Raw genomic sequence first — 20,998 nt, forward strand, 5'->3', positions numbered from 1 at the left:
TTGCCGCAATTCATTCAAAAAAAGCATAAATGTAGTGAGCGCGACAAAAATCACATATTATAGTAGCACAACAATTATTCTTTTTTTAATGGTTATTGCAGGATATTATGATGCCTCTGGCAATCGCGCAGTAATTGAGTACGCAAAACATCTCGGGTATCCTCCCTACTTCATTGAATGGATAGGATGGTGTAAAATAATTGGGGTTATTCTATTTCTGATTCCAAAAATGCCTAAACTACGAGAATGGTGCTATGCTGGTTTTAGTTTTGAGTTATTAAGTGGATTGATTTCTCATATTGTCTCTAAGGATGCATTTTGGATAGTAATGATGCCAATAATAGCAACTATGCTATTAACTACTTCCTATATTTCTTATCATTATCATTTGAAAGGATCGCAAAGATGAATTCTTTGTAGGATATAGATGTCGAAGTCGGTAAGAAACTAAAGCGTTTTTGTGGTCGAACTTATTACCATCTGCCTTGTAATCCTTCCTGTAACGCTTTCTGGTATTTACGGAGATCAAAAGAATACAGATAAGGTGCTTTGTGTGCGCAGCCTTTCCGTTTTTCCTTCAGCTTGCGTAATATGCCATAACTATTCATGCGCCGCCGAAAATTTCTCCGATCCAGCTTTTTACCTAAGATGGTTTCGTACAAGGTTAGCAGCTCAGGCATTGTAAACTTATCGGGTAACAGATTATAACCAATGGGCTGGTGGTTCAATTGCCATCGCAGCGTTTCCAATGCCGTGTCTAAAATTTTCCTGTGATCCATAAACAGGTTATCTATGTTATGGAGGTGATGCCATTCGCTGGCAACGGATATATTATCGGGAGTGGGAGTAACGTGCGAAAATTCTACCAGTGCATAAAAACCTACTGTAACGAAACGATTCAATAGCCAACTGCCCTTTCCGGCGGGTATATTCCATTTTCTCAGCCAGTTCGATTGGTATTCACGATCAGACCTTGATGGGTTACCAAAGACATGGAATTGTTGCAGGAAAATGTTGTTGATGCCGGTGCGTTCCTGTAAAACTCTTGTTGCAGCAGCTTCCAGATCTTCCTCCTTATACACAAATCCTCCCGGCAGAGCCCAATCATCGGTATGCTCCATTTTGAGCAACAATACTTTTAATTGGTTGTCGTGAAAACCAAAGATCACACAATCCAGCGAAATGCCGGGATGGAACAGTTTGCCACCTTCTTCAATAAACTCACGAATGCTTTTTAATGCCCGCATAGTAAAACAAATAAGCGATTGAATTTCTCGGAAGAAAAAACTTCGCTACAAAATACTAAATGTTTCTCTTGCCAGAAACCAATAAAATGCAACGAATAAATTCCATATCCAGGTGTAAGTATCCGTAAATCACAAGCAGTTTAGAATTAGGGATAAACGTCTAATTTTAAACTGAAAATGAAAAAGACAAGATTTACGGAGATGCAGATTGTCACCGCGCTGAAGCGCCAGGTAAATAATGAAACACTTGAATATCAGGTAATTAATACGCACTGATAACCTCTCAAAGAACGGAAAATAGTGCAACAAAAGTTGACGACCCAGGATTTTGTCACGGAGCAAGCGGAATAGGGAAGCCTACAACGGCCGCTTTCTGAATAATGCTGAATTTGTCAGAGGTTCACTGTATTGTGTAGTTGATTTTGATGTTGCAAAAAAATTATTTAATAACGTGGAACACACAATTGACAAGCAGATTTCGGTGAACGATAAACTAAACTTCTTTGAACTTATTGAAGCATATATTAGTCATATCCAACAATGGACCTACAAGGACTGCGCCTTTGAAGTGTTCGCAAAAGTATATGTCGATAACCGAGGCCTCACCAAAGAAATCCATCCTTTTATGAGCGAGGTATTGAGGGTTATATTAAGTGGAAATTTCAAGAGGAACTGTATGTAGCAATCAGGGGCGACTAATCTTTCTAGACCCCCGGTGTAATTAACAATATTGATCAGGAAAGATTTTGCAGCGGAACTTGCCAGCTTTTCGTTGTTAAGTGGATCACAAAATAAACCAAGTGTAAATCTTCAGTAAGATCCGGACTGGAAGTAATCTAGATTTATGGGCAGGGTTGCTCTTGCAGTTTGCGATATATTGTCATGTCTATTTCCGAAGATTGCCTTTCGTACTCCAGCCTGATGATTTTGTCGCAATTCACCTGCAGCACGAAAGCGAAATTCTCCATGGTTGCAGACACGTTGCCGGAGCCGCCCTGGATGTTGTCTAAATAGCCGGGCAGGGCTCTTTTAATGGGTCGATGCGGTCACCCGCCTTGTATTTGGGAATGATTCGGGCTACTATTTTGCTCCGGATCTCGTCCGGCACGTTTCGAAATACCTGCGCTGGCATAACCATAGGTAGGAGCCACATGAAGAAGACGAGGATCATGGACGGCGATAAAAAGAAGATGACTTTCACCAACGGCCGATGAGCGAGTACTCCAACCAGTTTGTCCCACCTGATCAGCAGTGCATAGGAGAGACCAAAAAACAGGCCTGTCAGCAGCGCTAATGGCAGAAACATCAACACCAACCTGACGCTGCGGAAAAGCCCGCCAACAATAATGGCATAACAGAGCCCTCCATATAAAGCAAACACAATGGGAAGATGTACGGCTTGAAGACCGGTTTTGCGTGGTCAAGGTGGTTGAAGGGCCATATAATAAAGACTGCCCAGGCAATGGTCATAAAGAGGCCTGACCAGAAAATGATTATTTCGCTGTCATCAGCCTTACCATTCCTAGAAACAAGATACACCGAATAAAAGACAATTATCAGCACTAAAAAACATAACTTGAGGTGCCAAAACTATCATAACGAGAGGTTCAGATTGTTTTGATGATGTACAATCACATTGTCATTTAGATATTTTATGTCACAATTAAAAAAAACCTGTTGCATATTGGCGATGTTGGTTTCTTGCATTGCCACATATGCCCAGATTAATCCTGTTTCCTTTACTGCTATCCGAAAAAAGGCAATCATCGGAGGTAAAGACAGTGCTGTATTTATTATATCCCTGAGAATAGGCGAACCACAAGATACCACTACATTATTCGTTCCTGAGTATGGCAAGTTCAAGGCCAACACTACTATACAATTCATGACTTTAAAACCTGAAATAAAGCTTTACGATCGTTCTGCTATTAATTTTTATAGGCCTACGAATTTTCTGGCATCATTTCCAATCCGCGACGTTACGGAAATAATGAATCCTGCCGCATTTGAGATGCCCGATCGATTTCCCGATACTTACTTGGAGGGCAGGATAAACAACCCATCGGATTTTGAAAAAAAGATCTCCGGCGTTATGAGTAAATATTTCCGACGTGGTTACGTTCGGAGTGTAGATGAGTCGACGTCGGTGATCTCGTATAGCTGCAACTATGTTTCGGTAGGGAAGGATGTCAAATACAATTTTGAAGCGTCTTTTAGGTTATCATACAGCTACAAAAGAGGGAAGTCGCAATATTATCGCATTCAGTTTGTATCCAGAATGAATCGTAATGGTGATAAGGAATGGGAAACGCCGGGCAACCAAGGGGCGGAACAAAAAACAAGGGAATTAATGGACAATGTCAAAAGTGAACTAAATCCATAAACTATGAATCCGAAGGCAGCAAAAAAGACTCTCTTATTCGTTTTTGTCGGATCACTTTGCCTTTGCTCGATCCTATTTACTATAGCAAGAATTGAGGATCTCGTTAAGGATTCTAACTATCAAAAAGCGCTTACCCAATTATTGAAAATATATTCGGTCCCGCTCGGTTGTATTATCGCTGGTTTTTTTATTTCAGAAAAGAAAAATGGACCTTTCCTAAACAAGCAAGCGTTCACGGTTGCAATTGTCCTTTGTTCCATATGGAACTTATTGATAATCGGACGTGCGATGATTTATATTGTCAATATTTTCTCAAGTAGTGATGACATTTCCGATGTAATAGTTTTTATTAAGGATATTCCTGAGGTGGGTTCATTCCTTATCTCGGGTCTTCTAACCTACCTTTTTGGAAAGAATGAGAAGTAGGTTAGCTATATCATATAGACAGTTCTTTGCAACTCTAGCCTATACATTATTCATTGCAACGGCCGCTGCACAGGATTTGCCTACGCGTCCTGAAATCCTGTTCCGTCACGGTATTTCTAACAGAGATTTTTCCCCAAAATATTTATTCCCGGCAGGCGATACACTTATAGTGGCCGAAAACAAGAATCTGCTCTTTATTGACCGGGTTACTGGTATGGAGTTCAATAATGTTTTTTTTCCGGATGGTATATTTTCGATTGAAACTCCGTTGATCGACAAATCACAGCAACTTCTTGCTGCCGTTGGGGACAGCATCCTTTTAATCAAATCCGTGAGAACAGGATTGACGATCGATACGGTCATGGACATAGGGTCGCCACATATCAGCTTTGGTGGTGGGGCTGGCTGCATTTTCTATAGTTCATCGAATAAGCTATACAAACGTATTGTCAATAGACACCGCTCCGAGCAATTGTGCATCTTTTCATTTCCCGTTAAGAGCATTTATTGGATAGAAAAGGAGGATCTGCTTACCGTAGTGATCGAAAAAAAAGGCAGCTATGGCGTCGTTTTTCTTGACAGCGCCGGTAAGATAATCGCGGAAAAAGAGATCATCGGTGATTATGTAAAAGTTGCCGGAGAGTTTATCTACCAGCGGCAAAAAAATAGCATATCTGTTTCCAGGGTTGAATTGACTGGCCAGACGATTGGTGTAGCGCCAGCTAAAACAGTTCCTATCGCTTTTAACGCTAACGACAGCTCATCTATTTTAAGCCCAGACGGGAGATTCCTTGCAATAACCAAAAAAATTGATTACTATCAAAATGGATTGCGGAAAAATGAAGCGGACAGTGTTATGTACCTATATCTCTATAACGTAAGTACTGGTATGATGATCGGGAAAAGAAAAATGGATCGCGAAATGCCTATGAAATTCGATTGGCATGGAAATCTTTTGTATTACCAGTTTAAAGAACAACCTTCGCAATCGGCTCTTCAGCCTCTCCCTGAAATATTGTTAGCCTCATTCAATCCTATTTCTAAAAAAGGTAATTGGATACTATCTTCAGCTTTACCCAACAGAAGGCATATCAGCTGCTTTGATTATAGCCAGACAGCGAAGAGATTGGCTATTCAAACCAGCGATGAAAATATATTGGTAATTGATCTTACTCACGGCTGGCAGCTAACGTTAGCAAATCTTAAAGCACCAGGAGGTATTTCTTCCGACGCACTATTTAATTCGAAGTTTTTAAAATTTTCAGCATCGGGAAAGTACTTGGTCAGTTATACTAATAATGAAATCAGGATATATGGCATAGGAGATTCATTACAATACCTCACGGCTAAAATGACAGCACCGTTTGCAAATGATCTTCAGCCGACAGATGAAGATAGCATCTTCCTGGTAAGATCAGCGGAAGTCGTTTACCGATTGAATATTTTTCAAGGTGGTATAAGGCCCTGGCTTACTAAGCAGAAAACTAAAATAAATATTTTCGACCCTGAAGATTACAGTTTTCATCCCACTCAATTGATAAAATGCAGCGGAAATGTTTTTGCATATGTACATGCGGAGAACAGCCGAAAAGGGATTTCTGTTTTTGATACTGAAGGGCCAAAAGATACTATTTCGTCAGGTTATTATTCTGTGTTGGACTTTTATGATGCCAGATCTGGTAGGCTAATAAAAAGCGCCAAAGCGAATTGGTTTGCACCTGGTCGCGATACCAAAGGAAGGTATACAAAATCATACTCTGAACTGTATTATATTTCGGCCGGCCCCGACCATATTCTAAGAGGGTTTTCAAAAAATTTTGCTTACAGCTATTCTTTAAAAGATCTATCGTTGGTATCTGCGGATGTAGTGTCGTTTTCAGGCAACTACAAAATTGGCCTTGAAAACTCAAACCTTGTGTTCGATCCTACCACCACAACCCTGTATTCAGATAGTACTAAACAAGTGCCTTTACGGGACTTTTTCGACCAAGGAGTCGAGGGAGCATTTAACCTTGAGGGCAAAGTTGCAGTAGTTGATAGAGACAGGTTCTTTTCACTGACAGGCTCCGGCATACTGGAACTTCGCGACGGGCGTTTCTCGGAGCGTAGACTTAATCTTGTGACTTATCCAGGGTCCAACGACAAATACAATGATCTGCTGGTTGTTTCTAATTATGGTTTTTTCGATGGCAATAACAGGGTGCTAGACCAATTTTATTGGCGAGCAAAAGATCGGTACTATACCTATGATAATTTTTATAGTAGCTTTTTCAAGCCGGGTCTCTTAAGTAGAGCATTCAATAATAAACTTTCATATGCACTGCCGTCGATAAATCTGTTCCTTCGCTTACCAGGGTTAAGCAATATGCTTGCCACAAGACAGGCGAGTATCACCAATAAGGGTACTCAAAAGATAATTTGCTTCAAGAACGCGCCGGTGTTAGATGGCCCTATGACCGACTCGATCTACGAGGTTTCTGATGACCCTGATTGCCGATTATATGTTCGTCTTCCGAAGGATGTGAGTAGCAACGAACTTGAAGAAATGATACAACCTGACATAGATTCAACTTACTATTTTACTCATAATATCAAAGGCAATCTTTATGTTTTTTGTCTTGCGGTAGGCGATTATCCTCGATCTTCAAACCTGCCGTCGCTTAGTGGCAGTAAAGGCTCTGTTGATTCGTTAATAAATATGTTTAAGGTAAACAGAAATAGATTCAAAAATGTGTTTGAGGATGTGATAATTCTTCCACCGCTACTGGATTCAAATGCCACACGAGCGCGATTTTATAGTCTATTTGCCAAGACAACAAGCACATTACGTCCACAGGATATGCTCTTTGTTTACCTGAATGGCCACGGGATCATACCAGCACAAACAGAACTTTTTCATTTTTTTGGTTACGATGGTATCAATGGTAACACTGGTCAAATCAATGCGAGTACATTTAATACAGCACAGTTGGTTGACATTGTATCTGGCTCAGTCTCAATGCGTAACATCGTTTTTGTAGACGCATGTCAATCAGGTGGTATTGGTGATAGTTTTAGCAAAGTGGGCGAGGCTGGTCACTCATGCCCGAGCCCATATCCATCTGTCAGCGCGGCAGTTGCTTCTTCCTTACCGATCCAGTCTTCAAACCAGTTCTCAACAGAGAGCTTGTTGGTAAAGATTATTTCCGAGGCATTCAGAGAGACCAGCACTTTCTCACAGGTCAGCTTTAAACAAATCATCGAAAAGATCCGATCGATTGCAGCAGCAGAAAATAATAAACTGTTGCAGACGCCTGTTATTATTTATAGTGGCCCCGATTTTCCTTTTATGAATGCAGGTCAGCAAAAATAGCCTTCTGTTATAGTCGGAAGACAAATAAATACTAATAAAAAAGGGTGAAGATATCACCTGCGTTTGCAATATACTGCAAGTGTTAGATGGCGTAACTTTAGAGTGACTCTGTATGAAGCCTTATCATAAGACAAATATACCTAATAATGTATATTTTAACTAAATATTTTTAAAGTATGTTCAACCAAACGATAAGCATTTTGATCGTTGCGTTACTCAGACATTATAATGTAAATAACTCCTGCCAGCTGGTTCGGTCGTTTAGCAACTCTGACATTAACACGATAGAGGAACCAACTATACCATTAAGGAGGTCTCCCTTAGATTCTTCCCTCTGATTGCAATACTCCAAATCTTTTTCGTAAAAAAAGATTGCCTGAGCTAGCCAGAATTTTTTCGCATCGTCATAGTAACTTTTCTGTCCCTCCTTAAACAAAGACTTATAAAATTGCACTAAGCTCGACGCTCCATGACAAAATCCTGCACTGTCAATAAGCATATTTTCTGGAGACAGCCTTTTAGCGGAATGCAACCCAATACTATCGGCTATTTTTATGTAGTCGTTATTGCTTAATAGACGTCCTGCCCTATATAATAACAATGCAATGTTAATATCACCGTAGCACCATGCCACTCTCGGCCCATAGAATACATTATTAAAGGGAGAATGTTTATCTTCTGTATATCTAGTTACTGTGGGAAAAATTGACGCTAGGTTTTGGTCTTTGTCGGCGGTTAGGCTCAATATATATTCAATCCCTTGCGGGATATGCGATGAAAGTTCTTTTTCACAGATTCCCATTTCCAATAATGAACATAGTGACAAGAGTATACCGCATTGACCGTGGGAAATCCCCAATGAAACTGTATCATTTTTTTTTGAAAAGTAACTATTGAAATAAAATGATCCTTTTTTAGTAATATTCGCTTTTTTTATAAGTTTCAGGGTTACGGTCGATATTAGTTCTGTCAAGTCATGTTCTCGATCTTTAAAATAAGTAGCTAAAAATTGAATTGTTCCTGAAAACCCATATAAAAAGTCGGTGTTATCGATGTCCAGGTCTTTTTCTATATTTAAAATAAACTGATAAATCAAGGCGGATTCAGTTTCCTTATCAATTTCTATATTCAGAAGTGCATCCTGTTTTAAAATTTTGCAAACAGAAAGAAGAGCCGGCACGCCGTAAAACAATTTAGCGTTGGATATAGTTGAAGGATCCCTGCTAATTTTATCAAAAACCGAATTCAATTTTTCTACCGCTATGTCTTTAAATTCATTTGAGTTTGAAATTTTGCCTAAGTAGGACCAATATAAAATAAGGCCGAGCTCGCCTCCATTTAAAAGCGTTAAGTTCTTAAACGGTACTGTTTTTACGACTGACGAGGAAGAATAAACGAGATCGTATATTTTGTCATTCATAGCTTTAATCTTATAGGTTATTTAAGTTGTCTTATATGTATCTGTGGCGGTTAAATGGGTAGAAAGCTAATGGGCTTTTATACGATGCCAAAAGTAATGCATACCATTTTTTTTGATAAATTTATTCTTAATATTTGACTGGAATGTAATGGGAATATTACTTAGAAGAGAGTTTAGAAAATACTGTAAACAATGTACATCTTCAATCTGATGTGCTATAGTTTTAACGTAGCTTAAATTCTACAACGGCTGCGGTATTTCAATCGTTGATTTCATGTTTAATGCGGCTATTTGCCGGCAAAAGTATTGATGCCAAACATTCAATTACATAATTGGCAAAAATTTGACTGCAATTAGTTAGAACGTGTACATGGGCACGAACCTATCGATATTTGAGTACTCCAATTCTGATCGCCATGATGCGAACATAAGGATCGAAATTTATAAATAATTTTTAAATATAAATATATAATTTATTGACTTATAATTATATATAGTTGTTTGTAAATAAATTAACGCATTATAATTCAAAATCTATATGAATATAATATATTTGTTTTCTAAAATCATTTTATGAAAAAAGAAAACAAAAAACTCAATTCAATCAAGAAATTGACGTTGAACAAAAAGGCAATTGCTAAACTGAATTCAAAAGAAATGAATTCAATTGTAGGTGGAGCTACAACTGATCCTACCACCAGAGGTTGTGCTACTGCTTGCGATCCTACGGACACCTTCGGATGCTGCGCAGCTTTATAAGACAGCGTTTCCGTAGGGAGATTTTGGAAATTGCAAAATCTCAATTTAGGCTATCCTCTTTTTTCCCTAATGCATCGCGACAATAGGGTGATTAGAGTTGAATAATGTAGCTTATTTCAGATGGTGGCATTGCTTTTAATGCCACCATCTTACTTAGAATGTGAATAAAACGGAAGATTACATCTGACGATAGTTATTTTTTAGCATTTGTAGCGTGATATTTGACAGGACGCTATTATAAAATAGCATGATAAATATTGGCAAATTGTTTCCGAACAAAAATGAGGCCTGTGTCTAAATAGAGATTTTTTTAAGGAACTGTCGGTTAAATTGAAATCAAATCTTTAAATGAATAGACTTTATAGAATATTGGGCATAGGAATTTTAATATTAATGACTTTTTGTTCTTTGTATGCTCAATATCAAATTAGGGGTACTGTTCTAAATTTCAAAGACAGGCCAATAGAGTTCGCCATAATAGAGTTACGTAAAACGGATCAGCCATCCGGTAATGCCATACTACAGAAAGTGGCAAATGAGAAAGGGGAATTTGCTATTAAAGTGAATTACGGGGGAAAGTATTTATTAGGAGTTAAAAGCCTTGGGTATTCAGATACAACAATTAATGTCAGCCTTGAAAGTGATTCGGTTAGTATTATAAAAATAAAAATGATGGATTTAGAGATTAAAGAGGTTAGAGCTGTGACGGTTATTTCTAAGAGGCCATTTATTGAACGGAGACTTGATCGGCTTGTGATGAACATTGAAAATAGTCCAATTTCAGGAAATCGATCATCGTTAGATTTGATGAATTTGGCACCAGGGGTCCTTGTTACAAATGGGGAAGTTCTTCTGCGTGGTATGCAACCTGCTAGAGTAATGATTAACGGAAGGATGTTGAACCTGACAGGCGTGGACTTGGAGAATTATCTAAATAACTTGAAATCCACTGAGATTTCATCGATTGAAATAATGTCGCACCCCCCAGCTGAGTATGATGCCGCAGGTAACGGAGGGTTGATTAATATAATTCTGAAGAGAAGCAAAAAGGATGGACTCAATGGAAGTTTAGCAATGAATTTCTCTCAGGGTTTGGGCAAATACCCTGATTATATCCCGTCTGCTAATATTAATTTTCATAGAAATAAAATCGGTATAACTGGCAGTCTTACCTATGACAATCTGCAAGATTTTTTAACTATTGGAATGGACAGAAAGATTAATCAGGACGATGGTAATTTTGTATCTAATACTACAATAGATTCAAAAATTCATTTGGCTAGCGAAAGGTTGGGGCTATACTATGATATTAATAAAGATCAGTACTTCGCGATCGATTTTTCCCACTCTTCAAGCGCTAATAAGAGTTTCAGTAATGCAAATACGTCTATTATTTATGCGGATCCGCATAAAAGTATATACTCGGTTGGGTATTTTACCGGTAATCTGCCGACAGATTTCTCAAACCTGGGATTAAATTATAGTATTAAAACGGATAGTATAGGATCTACTTTTAAGATTATTTCAGATTATACATACAGTAATAAGAATGCGTTTTCTGGGAATCATAATCAGAAATATGATTCCAACAACAATTTAATTTCAGATACCACGTTCAATTTTAGTTATCCGAGCTCAGCTAAAATATTTACAGCTCAGCTCAACTACAACAAGGTATTCAAGACAAAGACAGAATTTTCTGTAGGAGGAAAATATACGTTTACAGATATTTTTACAAATAATTATTACGACATATTTTTCAATAATGCGTGGAAAAAAGATCTGGCAACAGCTTTCGACTTTCGTTACAGAGAAAGGATTTACGCCGGTTATTTTAAACTAAAGGGGAGTATTTTTAAGACTGAGTATTTAATCGGATTAAGAGGGGAACAAAGCGAAGTAAATGGATTGCTGACTAGTACTAGTCAGCAAGATACGGCAAATAACAGAAAATATTTTAACCTTTTTCCATCGATTTTTTTCAAAAAGAAGGTAAACAATAGTGGGTCTAATTATTTAACTTTTGTTTATAATAAGAGAGTAGGCCGGCCATCTTATTCTCAGTTAAATCCGTTTAGATACTTTATCGACAATTACACAACAAGGGAAGGAAATCCTTTATTGACCCCGCAGTTTACTAACTCATGTGAACTTAGTTACACTTTGCATAATAAATATAGCCTAAGTATCAACTATGCTGTTACGAAAGATATCATTTCGCAAGTCTTAGAATCTAATACAAGTAATCCAGTGATGGTTATGAAAAATAGAAATAGTGGTTATTCAAAGAATTTTGGACTAAATTTTAGCTTTCCAGTAGACGTGACAAAATGGTGGCTAATTAACAGTACTATAAGCGCCGGAAAAATAATATCGGAAGCTCCTGATTATTCGATTAACTCAAATTATTTTTTTTTCCAGACATACCAGGACTTGAATTTTACTAACAGGTTTTCTATAAATATTAGTGGGTATTATAGATACCATACAGTTTGGGCAAATATAATATTTGCACCCCTTGGAAGTTTGGATATCAGCTGTCAGAGAAAATTCATCGAGAACAAACTAATTACTAAAATTGGTGTCAGTGATATATTCTATTCGAGTGCTGGTAATACCAGAGAAGTGAGTTATTATAACAGCGGGAATATAAATCTTACACGAAAAGCTCAAACGAGAGTGGTATTTATTAACTTGATATATCGCTTTCAAAGCGGAAAAGCATTCAAATCAGATAAGATGGAAAATGGGAGCGCTGAAGAAAGAAAGAGGCTATAATATGTGATTACATAGAAATCATTTTTTAGGAATTATCGGATAGCTTACAATTTAGAAGTGTTAATAGTTAACCCATTTTATAATCGTGAGAAAAATAAAGATTGGTATTCTGGAGTTCGGAGCCGGGCAGTTGAATTTGAATAAGATTCTTAAAAATCTTTTTGAGTATGCTATTGAAGCAGATAATCTCGGATTCTCAAAATTCTGGTTAGGAGAACATTATTTAGTAAATAGTATATGGTACAATCCCGAAATACTAATTCCTATAATAGCTGGGCAGACAAATCGAATTTCCGTTGGGTCGGCAGGTGTTCTTCTTTCGCATCATGTGCCGTATGATGTTGCGTTAAAGTATAAATTACTTAGTAATTTATTTCCCGATCGAATAGACATGGGTATAGCAAAGGGAAAGGCCCCTAAGGAAATTAGTTCGCTACTAAATGAGAGCAACCAAGAGAAACTTCATGATCCAACATTTATTGGTGAGCAAATAAAATCATTGATCTCTTTAGTAAGAAGTGACGAACTAGCTGAAAATGGGACCCCGTTTGTCCCACCTTTTAGAGGAGCAATCCCTAGTATCTGGGGACTTAAATCAGGGTTTGAAAATCTGGCAGAAGTTTCGGAATTAGGGATCAACTGCTCAATATCGTTGTTTCACAAGAAATTTGATGAAGAAAACTTAAAATCTGCGGGTGAAAAAATAAAAGAATTTAGAGCGGAATATTTTAATAAAAATGGCTTGAACCCATCAATTAATTTAGGAATTGCTGGCATTTGTGCAAAGGACTTTTCTTCCGCCAGACGAGTTTTAGATGGCCTCAAAAATAAAATAGGCTTCGAAATTAGTAATGTGCTGCTTGGATCGCCGGAATATTTTCACGAGAAACTAACACTATATCAGGAATTATTGGGGATAGATGAATTTATTTTTTTAAACATGGCTCAACATCACGTATCAAAATTTAAAAGCATCGAGTTGATTTCCAATAAATTTGGGCTGACATAGATGACTATTCCCAACCATGAACTCCTTTTACTAGGATCATTGATGCGAAAAGCGTGTCTATTATTTGCCCTTTCTTAACGCTCCTAACATTTCCATTATAGTTGTTATTTTCCTTTTGAATGGGGGGATCGATATATTCTCTTTGGCCCACTGCATTGATTCTCTCTATTAAATCTTTATTGGCTTTTCGAATTGCTGAATAATCGATAAAGTAACACCGACGATCATTTCTTTTTGACTCGGTCTTTTTTAAGATTGTCAGGTCTGAAAACTTAAATAAACTTTTGTTCGTTGGATTAGCAGCCATATTGAGCTTTTGAAGAGCGTCGGCGTTCGTAGGTATATTAGAACAGGAAATAAGGATTATTAATACCGGAATTAGCCATTTTCTTTTTTTCATAATAAGACGAATTATTGATATTGAGAAGTTTATAACAAATATAAAAAAAATATTTACCCACCCGATAAATGATTTATTGCCTGCTGTGTCATATTAAGTGATTCTTTTGGTGCTGAATTATTCGATCTAACTGTGCTTAATTTTTGGCGATTAAGAAGGGGAGTTGCATGAACAGTCAAAAGGGAAACCCTGAGAAGGCTCTGTGATCGAATATCTGCATTTCAAGCCTACTAAATAATTTTTTTTTGTTATGTTTGAGCAGATATTTAAACACTTCAATCATATAAATGTTTAAAAGATTCCCCATATATATCCAGATGGATGCAATGGATTGTGGACCTACATGCCTTAGAATGGTAGCTAAATATTATGGGAAGCATTTTAGCCTACAAAAATTAAGAGAGTATTCTTATATTACACGAGAGGGAGTTTCATTAAAAGGTATCAATGATGCTGCCGTTAAAATTGGTTTTAGTACGTTAGCTTCTAAATTGAGCTTTGAACAATTAGATGAGGAAGCACCGCTACCATGTATTCTGCTGTGGAACCAACAACATTTCGTCGTTCTGCCACCGCAGAATTATAATAAGAACAAGAAAGGAGAAAAGATAATAATTGCCGATCCGGTACACGGGTTGGTCAAGTTAGATAAACAAACGTTCTTGAGCTCATGGGTTACGTCAGATGATGGTAAGGGTATAGCATTGTTGCTAGAAACAACCCCATCTTTTTTTGATTTAGAAGAGGAGAGAAAGCAAACAAAGGGAATTTATTTTTTGCTCGATTATTTAAAACCTTACCGAAAATATACCGGTCAGTTGCTGCTTGGTATGCTTGTTGCGAGTTTATTTTCACTGATTGCTCCATTTCTTATGCAGGGTATGGTGGACTATGGTATTAATCAACAAAATATCGAGTTCATTTATTTGCTTCTATTGGCCCAAATTGCGTTGTTTATCGGGAATACTACAATTGAGGCGATTCGCGGATGGATATTATTACACGTGAGTTCAAGGGTAAATATTTCTATAATATCGGACTTCCTAATTAAGTTAATGAAGCTTCCGATCCGCTTTTTTGATACAAAAATGGTTGGGGACATCACTCAGCGAATATCTGATCATAACAGAATTGAGCAATTCCTTACCGGTTCTTCACTAACGACGTTGTTTTCGATCCTCAATTTAATTGTTTTTGCAGTAGTACTTGGGATATACAGTATTCCTATATTAATGATTTTTTTTGTGGGATCTATGCTCGCAGTAGGATGGATGCTTTTTTTTCTTAAGAAAAGAAGGGACTTGGATTATGAACGATTTCAGAAAATGAGCGATAACCAGAACAGTCTTTTTGAAATCATTACCGGGATGCAGGAAATTAAAATGAATGATTCAGAAACTTCACATCGCTGGGGATGGCAGCGAATTCAAGCCAAACTCTTTCATATTAATGTAAAGGGGCTTACTCTTACGCAGTATCAGAATATCGGCTCCTCCTTTTTGAATCAGTTGAAAAATTTGCTTATCTCGTTTGTAGCGGCAAAGCAAGTATTACATGGGGAGATAACTTTAGGCATGATGTTAAGTGTATCCTATATTACGGGTCAAATGAATTCTCCTATTGAACAACTGCTGCAGTTTTTTAGGGCAGCTCAAGATGCGAAAATCAGTGTCGAAAGATTGAGCGACATACACGATATAGAAAATGAGGAAAAAGAAGGGGAATTGAAACCAGCTCATGAAATAGAGAATGCATTATCTCCCAAGATCGATGGAAAGGCTTATTTACAATCACAAGGTATCGTTCTTAAAAATGTTTCTTTTCAGTATTCTGGCCCGAGTTCGCCCAAGGTGCTCGATGATATCAATTTGACGATTCCCTACGGTAAAATTACCGCACTTGTTGGGGCAAGCGGCAGCGGTAAGACGACGTTAATGAAGCTTTTGCTTAAATTTTATGACCCGACTGGAGGGACTTTATATTTAGGAAGCACGCCTTTTAACCTTGTATCCGCGAAATGGTGGCGCAATCATTGTGGGGTCGTAATGTCGGATGGATTTATCTTTTCATCGACGATTGCAAGAAATATTTCGGTTCAGGAAGAGACAGATCAAAAAAGGCTTTTATCCGCAGTAAAAACGGCCAATATAGAATCTTTTATCTTCGACCTTCCATTAGGGTTTTCTACAAAGATCGGAAATACTGGCAATGGAATTAGTTCCGGACAAAAGCAACGGATATTAATAGCAAGAGCAGTCTATAAGGAACCGGATTTCTTATTTTTAGATGAGGCTACTAGTACATTGGATGCAAATAATGAAAGACAAATTATAGAGAATTTAAATCAGTTTTTTGAAGGGAGAACGGTAGTTGTTATAGCGCATAGGCTAAGTACCGTCAAACATGCCGATCAAATTGTTGTGATGGATGAGGGCAGAATAGCAGAGGTTGGGGATCATGAGTCATTAATCAATATTAAGGGGAAGTACTTTGACTTAATAAAGAATCAATTAGAGTTAGGTAATTGAGTTTTTAATTTGTAAAAATGCCAGAACAAAACAGCAGCTCAAATCTGCCAATTGAAGAAGATATTCAGGTTATTATTGGACGTGTCCCTTCCTGGATAACCAGACATGGGACTACTATAATAGCTGGTTGTGCATTGCTATTGTTTATATGTGCTTTGTTTATCAAATATCCGGAATCAATTTCCGGAAAAGTCGTTATCTCCCCTTCGAAGTCACCAGTTATCCTGATCTCACAAATTTCAGGTTGGATAAGTGAGATAAAAGTGGAAGAAGGACAAATTGTGAGTTCAAACCAAATTATAGCGATTGTAGCTAACCCAGCCAACACGGGAGACATACTTTCCCTAAAAAGAGTAGTTGATTACTTAGATACTTGCTCAAATCTTGTTAGCCGAATTTCCACAATTGCATTGCCTAATAATTTACAGGTCGGCGATATTCAGCCGGATTACCTTATGCTTTTTCATGCAATAAATGAAGTTAAATATTCTGCCTTTATGGATGATATAAGCAAGAATAGGACTGGCTATTCATTTAGTCAATTCAGAGATAAGGCTAAAGCGTCTACTAGAGAGAGGAGGGGTGACGCCATACGAGAAATAGCAACAAAGATTGCTAATGAAATTACAAAATGGGATAGACAATATGTGATCCGGACGCCGGTTAGTGGGAAGCTGGCTTATTTTAAAACTGTTAGACTAAATGAGAAAATTGCCAGCGGTGAGCAGTTATTCTTCGTTGCACCTAAAGTTTCAGAATTTATTGCAAGGGCAGTTTTCCCTGCGCATAAGGTTGGTAAAATAAAGCAGGGACAGCTTGGGTTTATTAAGCTGAATGGATATCCGTCTGGCGAATTTGGCACGATAAGAGCAACAGTAAGCCAATTCACTAATATTGCTGTCGATAACCTTTATAGCTGTCAACTTACGCTAATGAGAGGATTGACTACAACAAAAAATATCCAACTAAATGTGCAGGCTGAAGTTTCCGGAAACGTCGATATTATAATTAGCCAAAAAAGTATCCTGCGACGGATCTTTGAGGGAATGATGGGCATTTCAATGGCAAATAATTAGACTTTTCATTGTACAAAAACCTTTTCAGTATAGTCTTCGAAATTTACGTGGGAAGTGAATCGTTTTGCTTGATCCGTGCGCTTAAAGAGTAGTAGTATCGCTCAAGTAAAGCATAAATCAAAAGTTCGAATTTCCTTTGTTGTCCAGGAAATAATCTATTCATTTCCATATGGATGAAGCTAGGAAGTAAATGAAATAATATATCCTTGTTACGGCCTGATTTGCTGATGATGTTATTTATTGCTATTTCGTCGCTGGCAGAACGTGTTTGTAATAATTTTCTTACTGTAAGTAGACCGTTTGATTCATCATTTTTTTCATCCATCGCGGAGCATATCTCTTTTTGAAGTACTCGGTATTTATTGTTTAATTCCCTGTTTAGATTGATGTCACCATCAAATTCCAGAACGAAGGAATCCCTCATTTTTGAGAGCAATAGATATTTTTCTGACAGAGGAATTTTAAAATCGTTCAGTAATGCATCTGCTATTCTCAGTGCAAAAAATATCCTGAATTTGTCACCTTCCTCGTTTTCTTCTAAAAGAGATATTAGCTTCAAGATCAATGAACTGCTATTAAAAAAGATGGTTTCGGATTCTTCAATCATAATTGAGCTATACCTTTCCAATTCTCTTTCATAAACGTCGGTTGTTATTTTATAAATTGTTTTGTGCATGAGAGGTCTGAGAGTCTCCATTAACTTCTGAAAAAGAATAGAACTGTTTTTAGAGTTCATTTTTAAAAATCTCAATCTTATATGACTGCCAATTTCATCCTGATAACGAATAAAAAAGAATTTATGAAATAGTTGGTCATTTGTTCGAATAAAGGGTAGTATGAAGTCGACAAGTATTTTCTCAGAGGATTTTTTCCCAGCATATATTTTTAAATAGAGCCAATCTTCATTCGGAAAGAATGAGCGTATTATTTTTTCGTTGATTTTTTTGGGGGGCATCAACCCTTTTAAGTCCATTATTGGTAGGATAGTTTCCCTGCTCTCTATCAATGGTAGTATGATTTCGCTTGTATAGGGCTGATTCATATTATCAGTAACTATGCAGTTTTTGTTTGTGAATAAAAACTCCTCCAAGCGAACCTGCTTATTTTTCTTTAAAGATTGTATAAACAATCTTATGTGGTCAATATTTTCGAAGTCTATTAGAAGTTCATTGTCACCTTCAGCAAGAACTACTACTTGAGGTAAGGATAGGTTATTACGAATTTTTCTAAAAAATTCAACTTCGTTACTACTTAGATTAATGATAAGATTGTCGTCCAACAACCATCTGGCCCTTTTCAGAATAATGTTTTTGTAAGTCACTCGCGGTAGGTATTTCAATTCCTCTAGCCCTCCCCAGCTCCAAATTGCAGGATAGAGTTCATTTTGCAGCTGAATGTCGCACAAAAACTTGTATATGGGCAAGCTATTTGCAGAGAAGTTATGAGCAGTAGTTAGCCGTGGTATAATTTCCTTATCTAATCTCCTACTTCTCAAGATTACTTTGTCCCTTTTAATTGATACATACAGATCCGTAATGTGGATTTGATTTTCAAGTGACGCGCCCGACTTCCCAACGTAAGGAATTTCATAATTTCTCAAGACCGGTCGAAGAAGTACATTCCCTGTTCTTGCATTTGGTAAGTGAACAATTTCGGCATAAATGCAGTCAGGGTTTCGTCTTTCTTCTTCTTCTAATATTGTTTTCACGAAATTTTCTATTTGGTTGTCTCCATGTGCAAATCTGCCTAGGAGATTTGCTGCCGAAGAGCCTCCGATACCGTTAATCCAAAACATAAAATTTTCCGGATCGACAGAATGTTCCTCATTTTTTCTGAATATATGTCCCATTATAAAAAGACTTTTGGCGAAGTCGCTGCTGTCCTTACGAAACCTATGGGCTTTAATGTCTTCTTCTGATATTTCAATTGAGTCTGCCTGAGATCGTATATATTTTTCGTACAGTTTTAGTGAGAAATATTGGCTTTCATCCCAAGATCTTTGAGGACGATTTTTTTCTGCATTTGTTACTGCCAGGTCGTCTATATATTCACTTCCGCCATTGTTTCTATCGACAGACGCGCTGTAACCTATTCCTAAATCTGAGTCCAGTGCAATTACTAACGGAATCTCCTGCTCATCATATCTTTTTTTGAAATTTTCTTTGAAAGTATTTAGGTCGGCGTTAGAATTCGACTTGGTAAGACCTTTAAGGTCGTTAATTTGCGAACAAAGTTGATTCATTAAGGCGGAATTGAAGTTGGACTCATGAAACGCCAAATAGAGGTCAGCCTGAATTGTGTTTTTTGGAAACTCCAAATTCAGATCAAGCCCTTTCAGAAGATTCTCTATTTTATGATAATAATCTAAAGATATAATGGGTTTAGCGGTCAGATTTTGAACTTCCTTCAATTTATTACATATAGAATGATTGTTGGCTGATAATTCCAGTTTTTTTATAAGCTGCGCAAGTGGTTCATCTCCCGTTACACAAGGCTCTATGTCGGCAATGAGAATCTGAGCATTTATTAATTCCATTATGAATATGAAAACTTCCTCTTTTTCCAGCTCGGGATCGCATTCAGTTACAATGGACATTAACTCATTTATAGTTGCCCCGTTTTGCGCCTTCTTTAATAATACTTTTAACGAAGGGCTCTTTTCAACTTCAGTCAAAAAATAAATCCGAGATTCTTTGGCAAAATGGTATTCCGCAAAGCGATATTCACCATCCAATTCATAAAGGCTATTATTGACGTGATATAGAATATTAGATTGAATTTCCGGAACTAATGTAATGGCCTTGACCATCATCACCACGAAGTTCATATCAAGGCGGACCTTGATTATATGGTTTTCCTGTGGCGCTACCTTAATAACTGTATTGGCATCCGAAATATCCACCAGCGAACAACCAGCAAACGTCCCGTACGGAGTTGGCCTTATGCAGCTGCGAATCCAATACTTGATTAAGCTTAAGTGGAGCTTTGTTTTCTTCTTATCATCTCTTCCTGAAATTCCTTCAAATTCTGATAGAAACTCCGGAGAAGAAAGATAGAGGCCTATTTTAAATAACTCACCTAGCTTATCGACCGGATCAATATTCTGAACTTTTAAAAGCGATTGTAATGGACTTCTAAGTAATACTTTTGAAAAATGTGTATACATGGTACGACCCCAGTTCAATTTTTAGATTATACTTAATATTGATTACTTTTAGCTATTGCCGATTCAAAGCTTCCTGAGAATTCAATTCATTAATTTGTCAATAATTGTCCGCGAATATAATAAATAAATATTAATGAATGTTAATATGTTTGCATTCTTTTTATTGGATGACGAATCAATTGCCAATGGCACCTCCCCAGCAGCCACGGGAGGGGAATGTCTTGCAGTTTGCGGTATCGCCATGCAAGTTCCTGTCTATTTTCCCTGTTTAAGTCTGAAAATTCAATTTTATCGAAGTTGATCTGAAGCATGAAAGCAAAAATTTCTCATGGTTGTTGTCAGATGAACGCCTTCAAATTTTGTTCGTATATTGCTCTATCCCCCTATTGCAACCTTTTGTGGATTATGTTTAATCGGAAAGGCTGCAATTATTTTTAACAGTCTAAATAGAAGG

At 37.3% G+C, this 20,998-nt stretch carries 14 protein-coding genes; 9 read left to right on the forward strand and 5 right to left on the reverse strand.

Translation table 11 applies throughout. The features are described from left to right. Positions 1-34: 34 nt before the first annotated feature. Positions 35-409: a DoxX family protein gene (locus tag BLU98_RS09785; protein ID WP_257574872.1), complete on the forward strand. Its 375-nt coding sequence runs from the start codon at positions 35-37 to the stop codon at positions 407-409. Between the two features lie 64 nt (positions 410-473). Here the strand turns inward: BLU98_RS09785 and BLU98_RS09790 are convergent, their stop codons facing one another. Both BLU98_RS09790 and BLU98_RS09800 read right to left on the reverse strand, forming a co-directional pair. Further along, positions 474-1,247: an NUDIX hydrolase gene (locus BLU98_RS09790; protein WP_092723855.1), complete on the reverse strand. Its 774-nt coding sequence runs from the start codon at positions 1,245-1,247 to the stop codon at positions 474-476. A gap of 1,006 nt (positions 1,248-2,253) precedes the next feature. Next, positions 2,254-2,628, reverse strand: a complete 375-nt coding sequence (locus tag BLU98_RS09800; protein ID WP_092723857.1) for a hypothetical protein — start codon at positions 2,626-2,628, stop codon at positions 2,254-2,256. Between the two features lie 273 nt (positions 2,629-2,901). Here BLU98_RS09800 and BLU98_RS09805 point away from each other — a divergent pair, with 273 nt between their 5' ends. From BLU98_RS09805 to BLU98_RS09815, 3 genes are read left to right on the forward strand one after another with little or no spacing between them, the layout of a single operon-like run. Continuing rightward, complete coding sequence (locus tag BLU98_RS09805) at positions 2,902-3,630, forward strand: hypothetical protein (protein ID WP_139173879.1); 729 nt, start codon at positions 2,902-2,904, stop codon at positions 3,628-3,630. Between the two features lie 3 nt (positions 3,631-3,633). Beyond that, complete coding sequence (locus BLU98_RS09810) at positions 3,634-4,056, forward strand: hypothetical protein (protein ID WP_092723859.1); 423 nt, start codon at positions 3,634-3,636, stop codon at positions 4,054-4,056. Continuing rightward, complete coding sequence (locus BLU98_RS09815; protein ID WP_139173880.1) at positions 4,037-7,408, forward strand: caspase family protein; 3,372 nt, start codon at positions 4,037-4,039, stop codon at positions 7,406-7,408. The genes BLU98_RS09810 and BLU98_RS09815 overlap by 20 nt, the downstream gene beginning before the upstream one ends. Positions 7,409-7,631: 223 nt before the next feature. Here the strand turns inward: BLU98_RS09815 and BLU98_RS09820 are convergent, their stop codons facing one another. Then, positions 7,632-8,828: a lanthionine synthetase LanC family protein gene (locus tag BLU98_RS09820; protein WP_092723861.1), complete on the reverse strand. Its 1,197-nt coding sequence runs from the start codon at positions 8,826-8,828 to the stop codon at positions 7,632-7,634. Between the two features lie 573 nt (positions 8,829-9,401). Between BLU98_RS09820 and BLU98_RS09825 the strand changes: the two genes are divergently transcribed. From BLU98_RS09825 to BLU98_RS09835, 3 genes are all read left to right on the forward strand, one after another. Beyond that, positions 9,402-9,587 carry a class I lanthipeptide gene (locus BLU98_RS09825; RefSeq protein ID WP_092723862.1) on the forward strand — a complete coding sequence of 62 codons (186 nt, stop codon included), beginning with the start codon at positions 9,402-9,404 and terminating at the stop codon, positions 9,585-9,587. A gap of 348 nt (positions 9,588-9,935) precedes the next feature. Beyond that, the gene (locus tag BLU98_RS09830; protein WP_092723863.1) at positions 9,936-12,365 is read left to right on the forward strand and encodes an outer membrane beta-barrel family protein; all 2,430 of its coding nucleotides are present in this window, start codon (positions 9,936-9,938) and stop codon (positions 12,363-12,365) included. A gap of 85 nt (positions 12,366-12,450) precedes the next feature. Next, on the forward strand, positions 12,451-13,374 hold the full coding sequence (locus BLU98_RS09835; RefSeq protein ID WP_257574874.1) for an LLM class flavin-dependent oxidoreductase: 924 nt from the start codon (positions 12,451-12,453) through the stop codon (positions 13,372-13,374). Positions 13,375-13,378: 4 nt separating this feature from the next. Here the strand turns inward: BLU98_RS09835 and BLU98_RS09840 are convergent, their stop codons facing one another. Then, positions 13,379-13,774: a hypothetical protein gene (locus tag BLU98_RS09840; RefSeq protein ID WP_092723865.1), complete on the reverse strand. Its 396-nt coding sequence runs from the start codon at positions 13,772-13,774 to the stop codon at positions 13,379-13,381. Between the two features lie 287 nt (positions 13,775-14,061). Between BLU98_RS09840 and BLU98_RS09845 the strand changes: the two genes are divergently transcribed. Beyond that, positions 14,062-16,302 carry a peptidase domain-containing ABC transporter gene (locus tag BLU98_RS09845; RefSeq protein ID WP_092723866.1) on the forward strand — a complete coding sequence of 747 codons (2,241 nt, stop codon included), beginning with the start codon at positions 14,062-14,064 and terminating at the stop codon, positions 16,300-16,302. 17 nt (positions 16,303-16,319) lie between these two features. After that, on the forward strand, positions 16,320-17,378 hold the full coding sequence (locus BLU98_RS09850) for an HlyD family secretion protein (protein ID WP_092723867.1): 1,059 nt from the start codon (positions 16,320-16,322) through the stop codon (positions 17,376-17,378). Positions 17,379-17,421: 43 nt separating this feature from the next. On the opposite strand, the gene BLU98_RS09855 is transcribed toward BLU98_RS09850, so the two are convergent. Continuing rightward, positions 17,422-20,544 (reverse strand): lantibiotic dehydratase, encoded by a 3,123-nt coding sequence (locus BLU98_RS09855; RefSeq protein ID WP_092723868.1) that lies wholly within the window; start codon positions 20,542-20,544, stop codon positions 17,422-17,424. Between the last annotated feature and the right edge of the window lie 454 nt (positions 20,545-20,998).

This window comes from Hydrobacter penzbergensis (genome assembly GCF_900106985.1).
GTDB classification, from domain to species: domain Bacteria; phylum Bacteroidota; class Bacteroidia; order Chitinophagales; family Chitinophagaceae; genus Sediminibacterium; species Sediminibacterium magnilacihabitans.

Excerpts from the sequence above, each read along its gene's own strand:
- BLU98_RS09830 (WP_092723863.1), top strand. The coding sequence starts at position 9,936 with ATGAATAGACTTTATAGAATATTGGGCATAGGAATTTTAATATTAATG.
- BLU98_RS09845 (WP_092723866.1), top strand. The coding sequence starts at position 14,062 with ATGTTTAAAAGATTCCCCATATATATCCAGATGGATGCAATGGATTGT.
- BLU98_RS09810 (WP_092723859.1), top strand. The coding sequence starts at position 3,634 with ATGAATCCGAAGGCAGCAAAAAAGACTCTCTTATTCGTTTTTGTCGGA.
- BLU98_RS09855 (WP_092723868.1), bottom strand. The coding sequence starts at position 20,544 with ATGTATACACATTTTTCAAAAGTATTACTTAGAAGTCCATTACAATCG.
- BLU98_RS09820 (WP_092723861.1), bottom strand. The coding sequence starts at position 8,828 with ATGAATGACAAAATATACGATCTCGTTTATTCTTCCTCGTCAGTCGTA.
- BLU98_RS09850 (WP_092723867.1), top strand. The coding sequence starts at position 16,320 with ATGCCAGAACAAAACAGCAGCTCAAATCTGCCAATTGAAGAAGATATT.
- BLU98_RS09805 (WP_139173879.1), top strand. The coding sequence starts at position 2,902 with ATGTCACAATTAAAAAAAACCTGTTGCATATTGGCGATGTTGGTTTCT.
- BLU98_RS09840 (WP_092723865.1), bottom strand. The coding sequence starts at position 13,774 with ATGAAAAAAAGAAAATGGCTAATTCCGGTATTAATAATCCTTATTTCC.
- BLU98_RS09825 (WP_092723862.1), top strand. The coding sequence starts at position 9,402 with ATGAAAAAAGAAAACAAAAAACTCAATTCAATCAAGAAATTGACGTTG.
- BLU98_RS09790 (WP_092723855.1), bottom strand. The coding sequence starts at position 1,247 with ATGCGGGCATTAAAAAGCATTCGTGAGTTTATTGAAGAAGGTGGCAAA.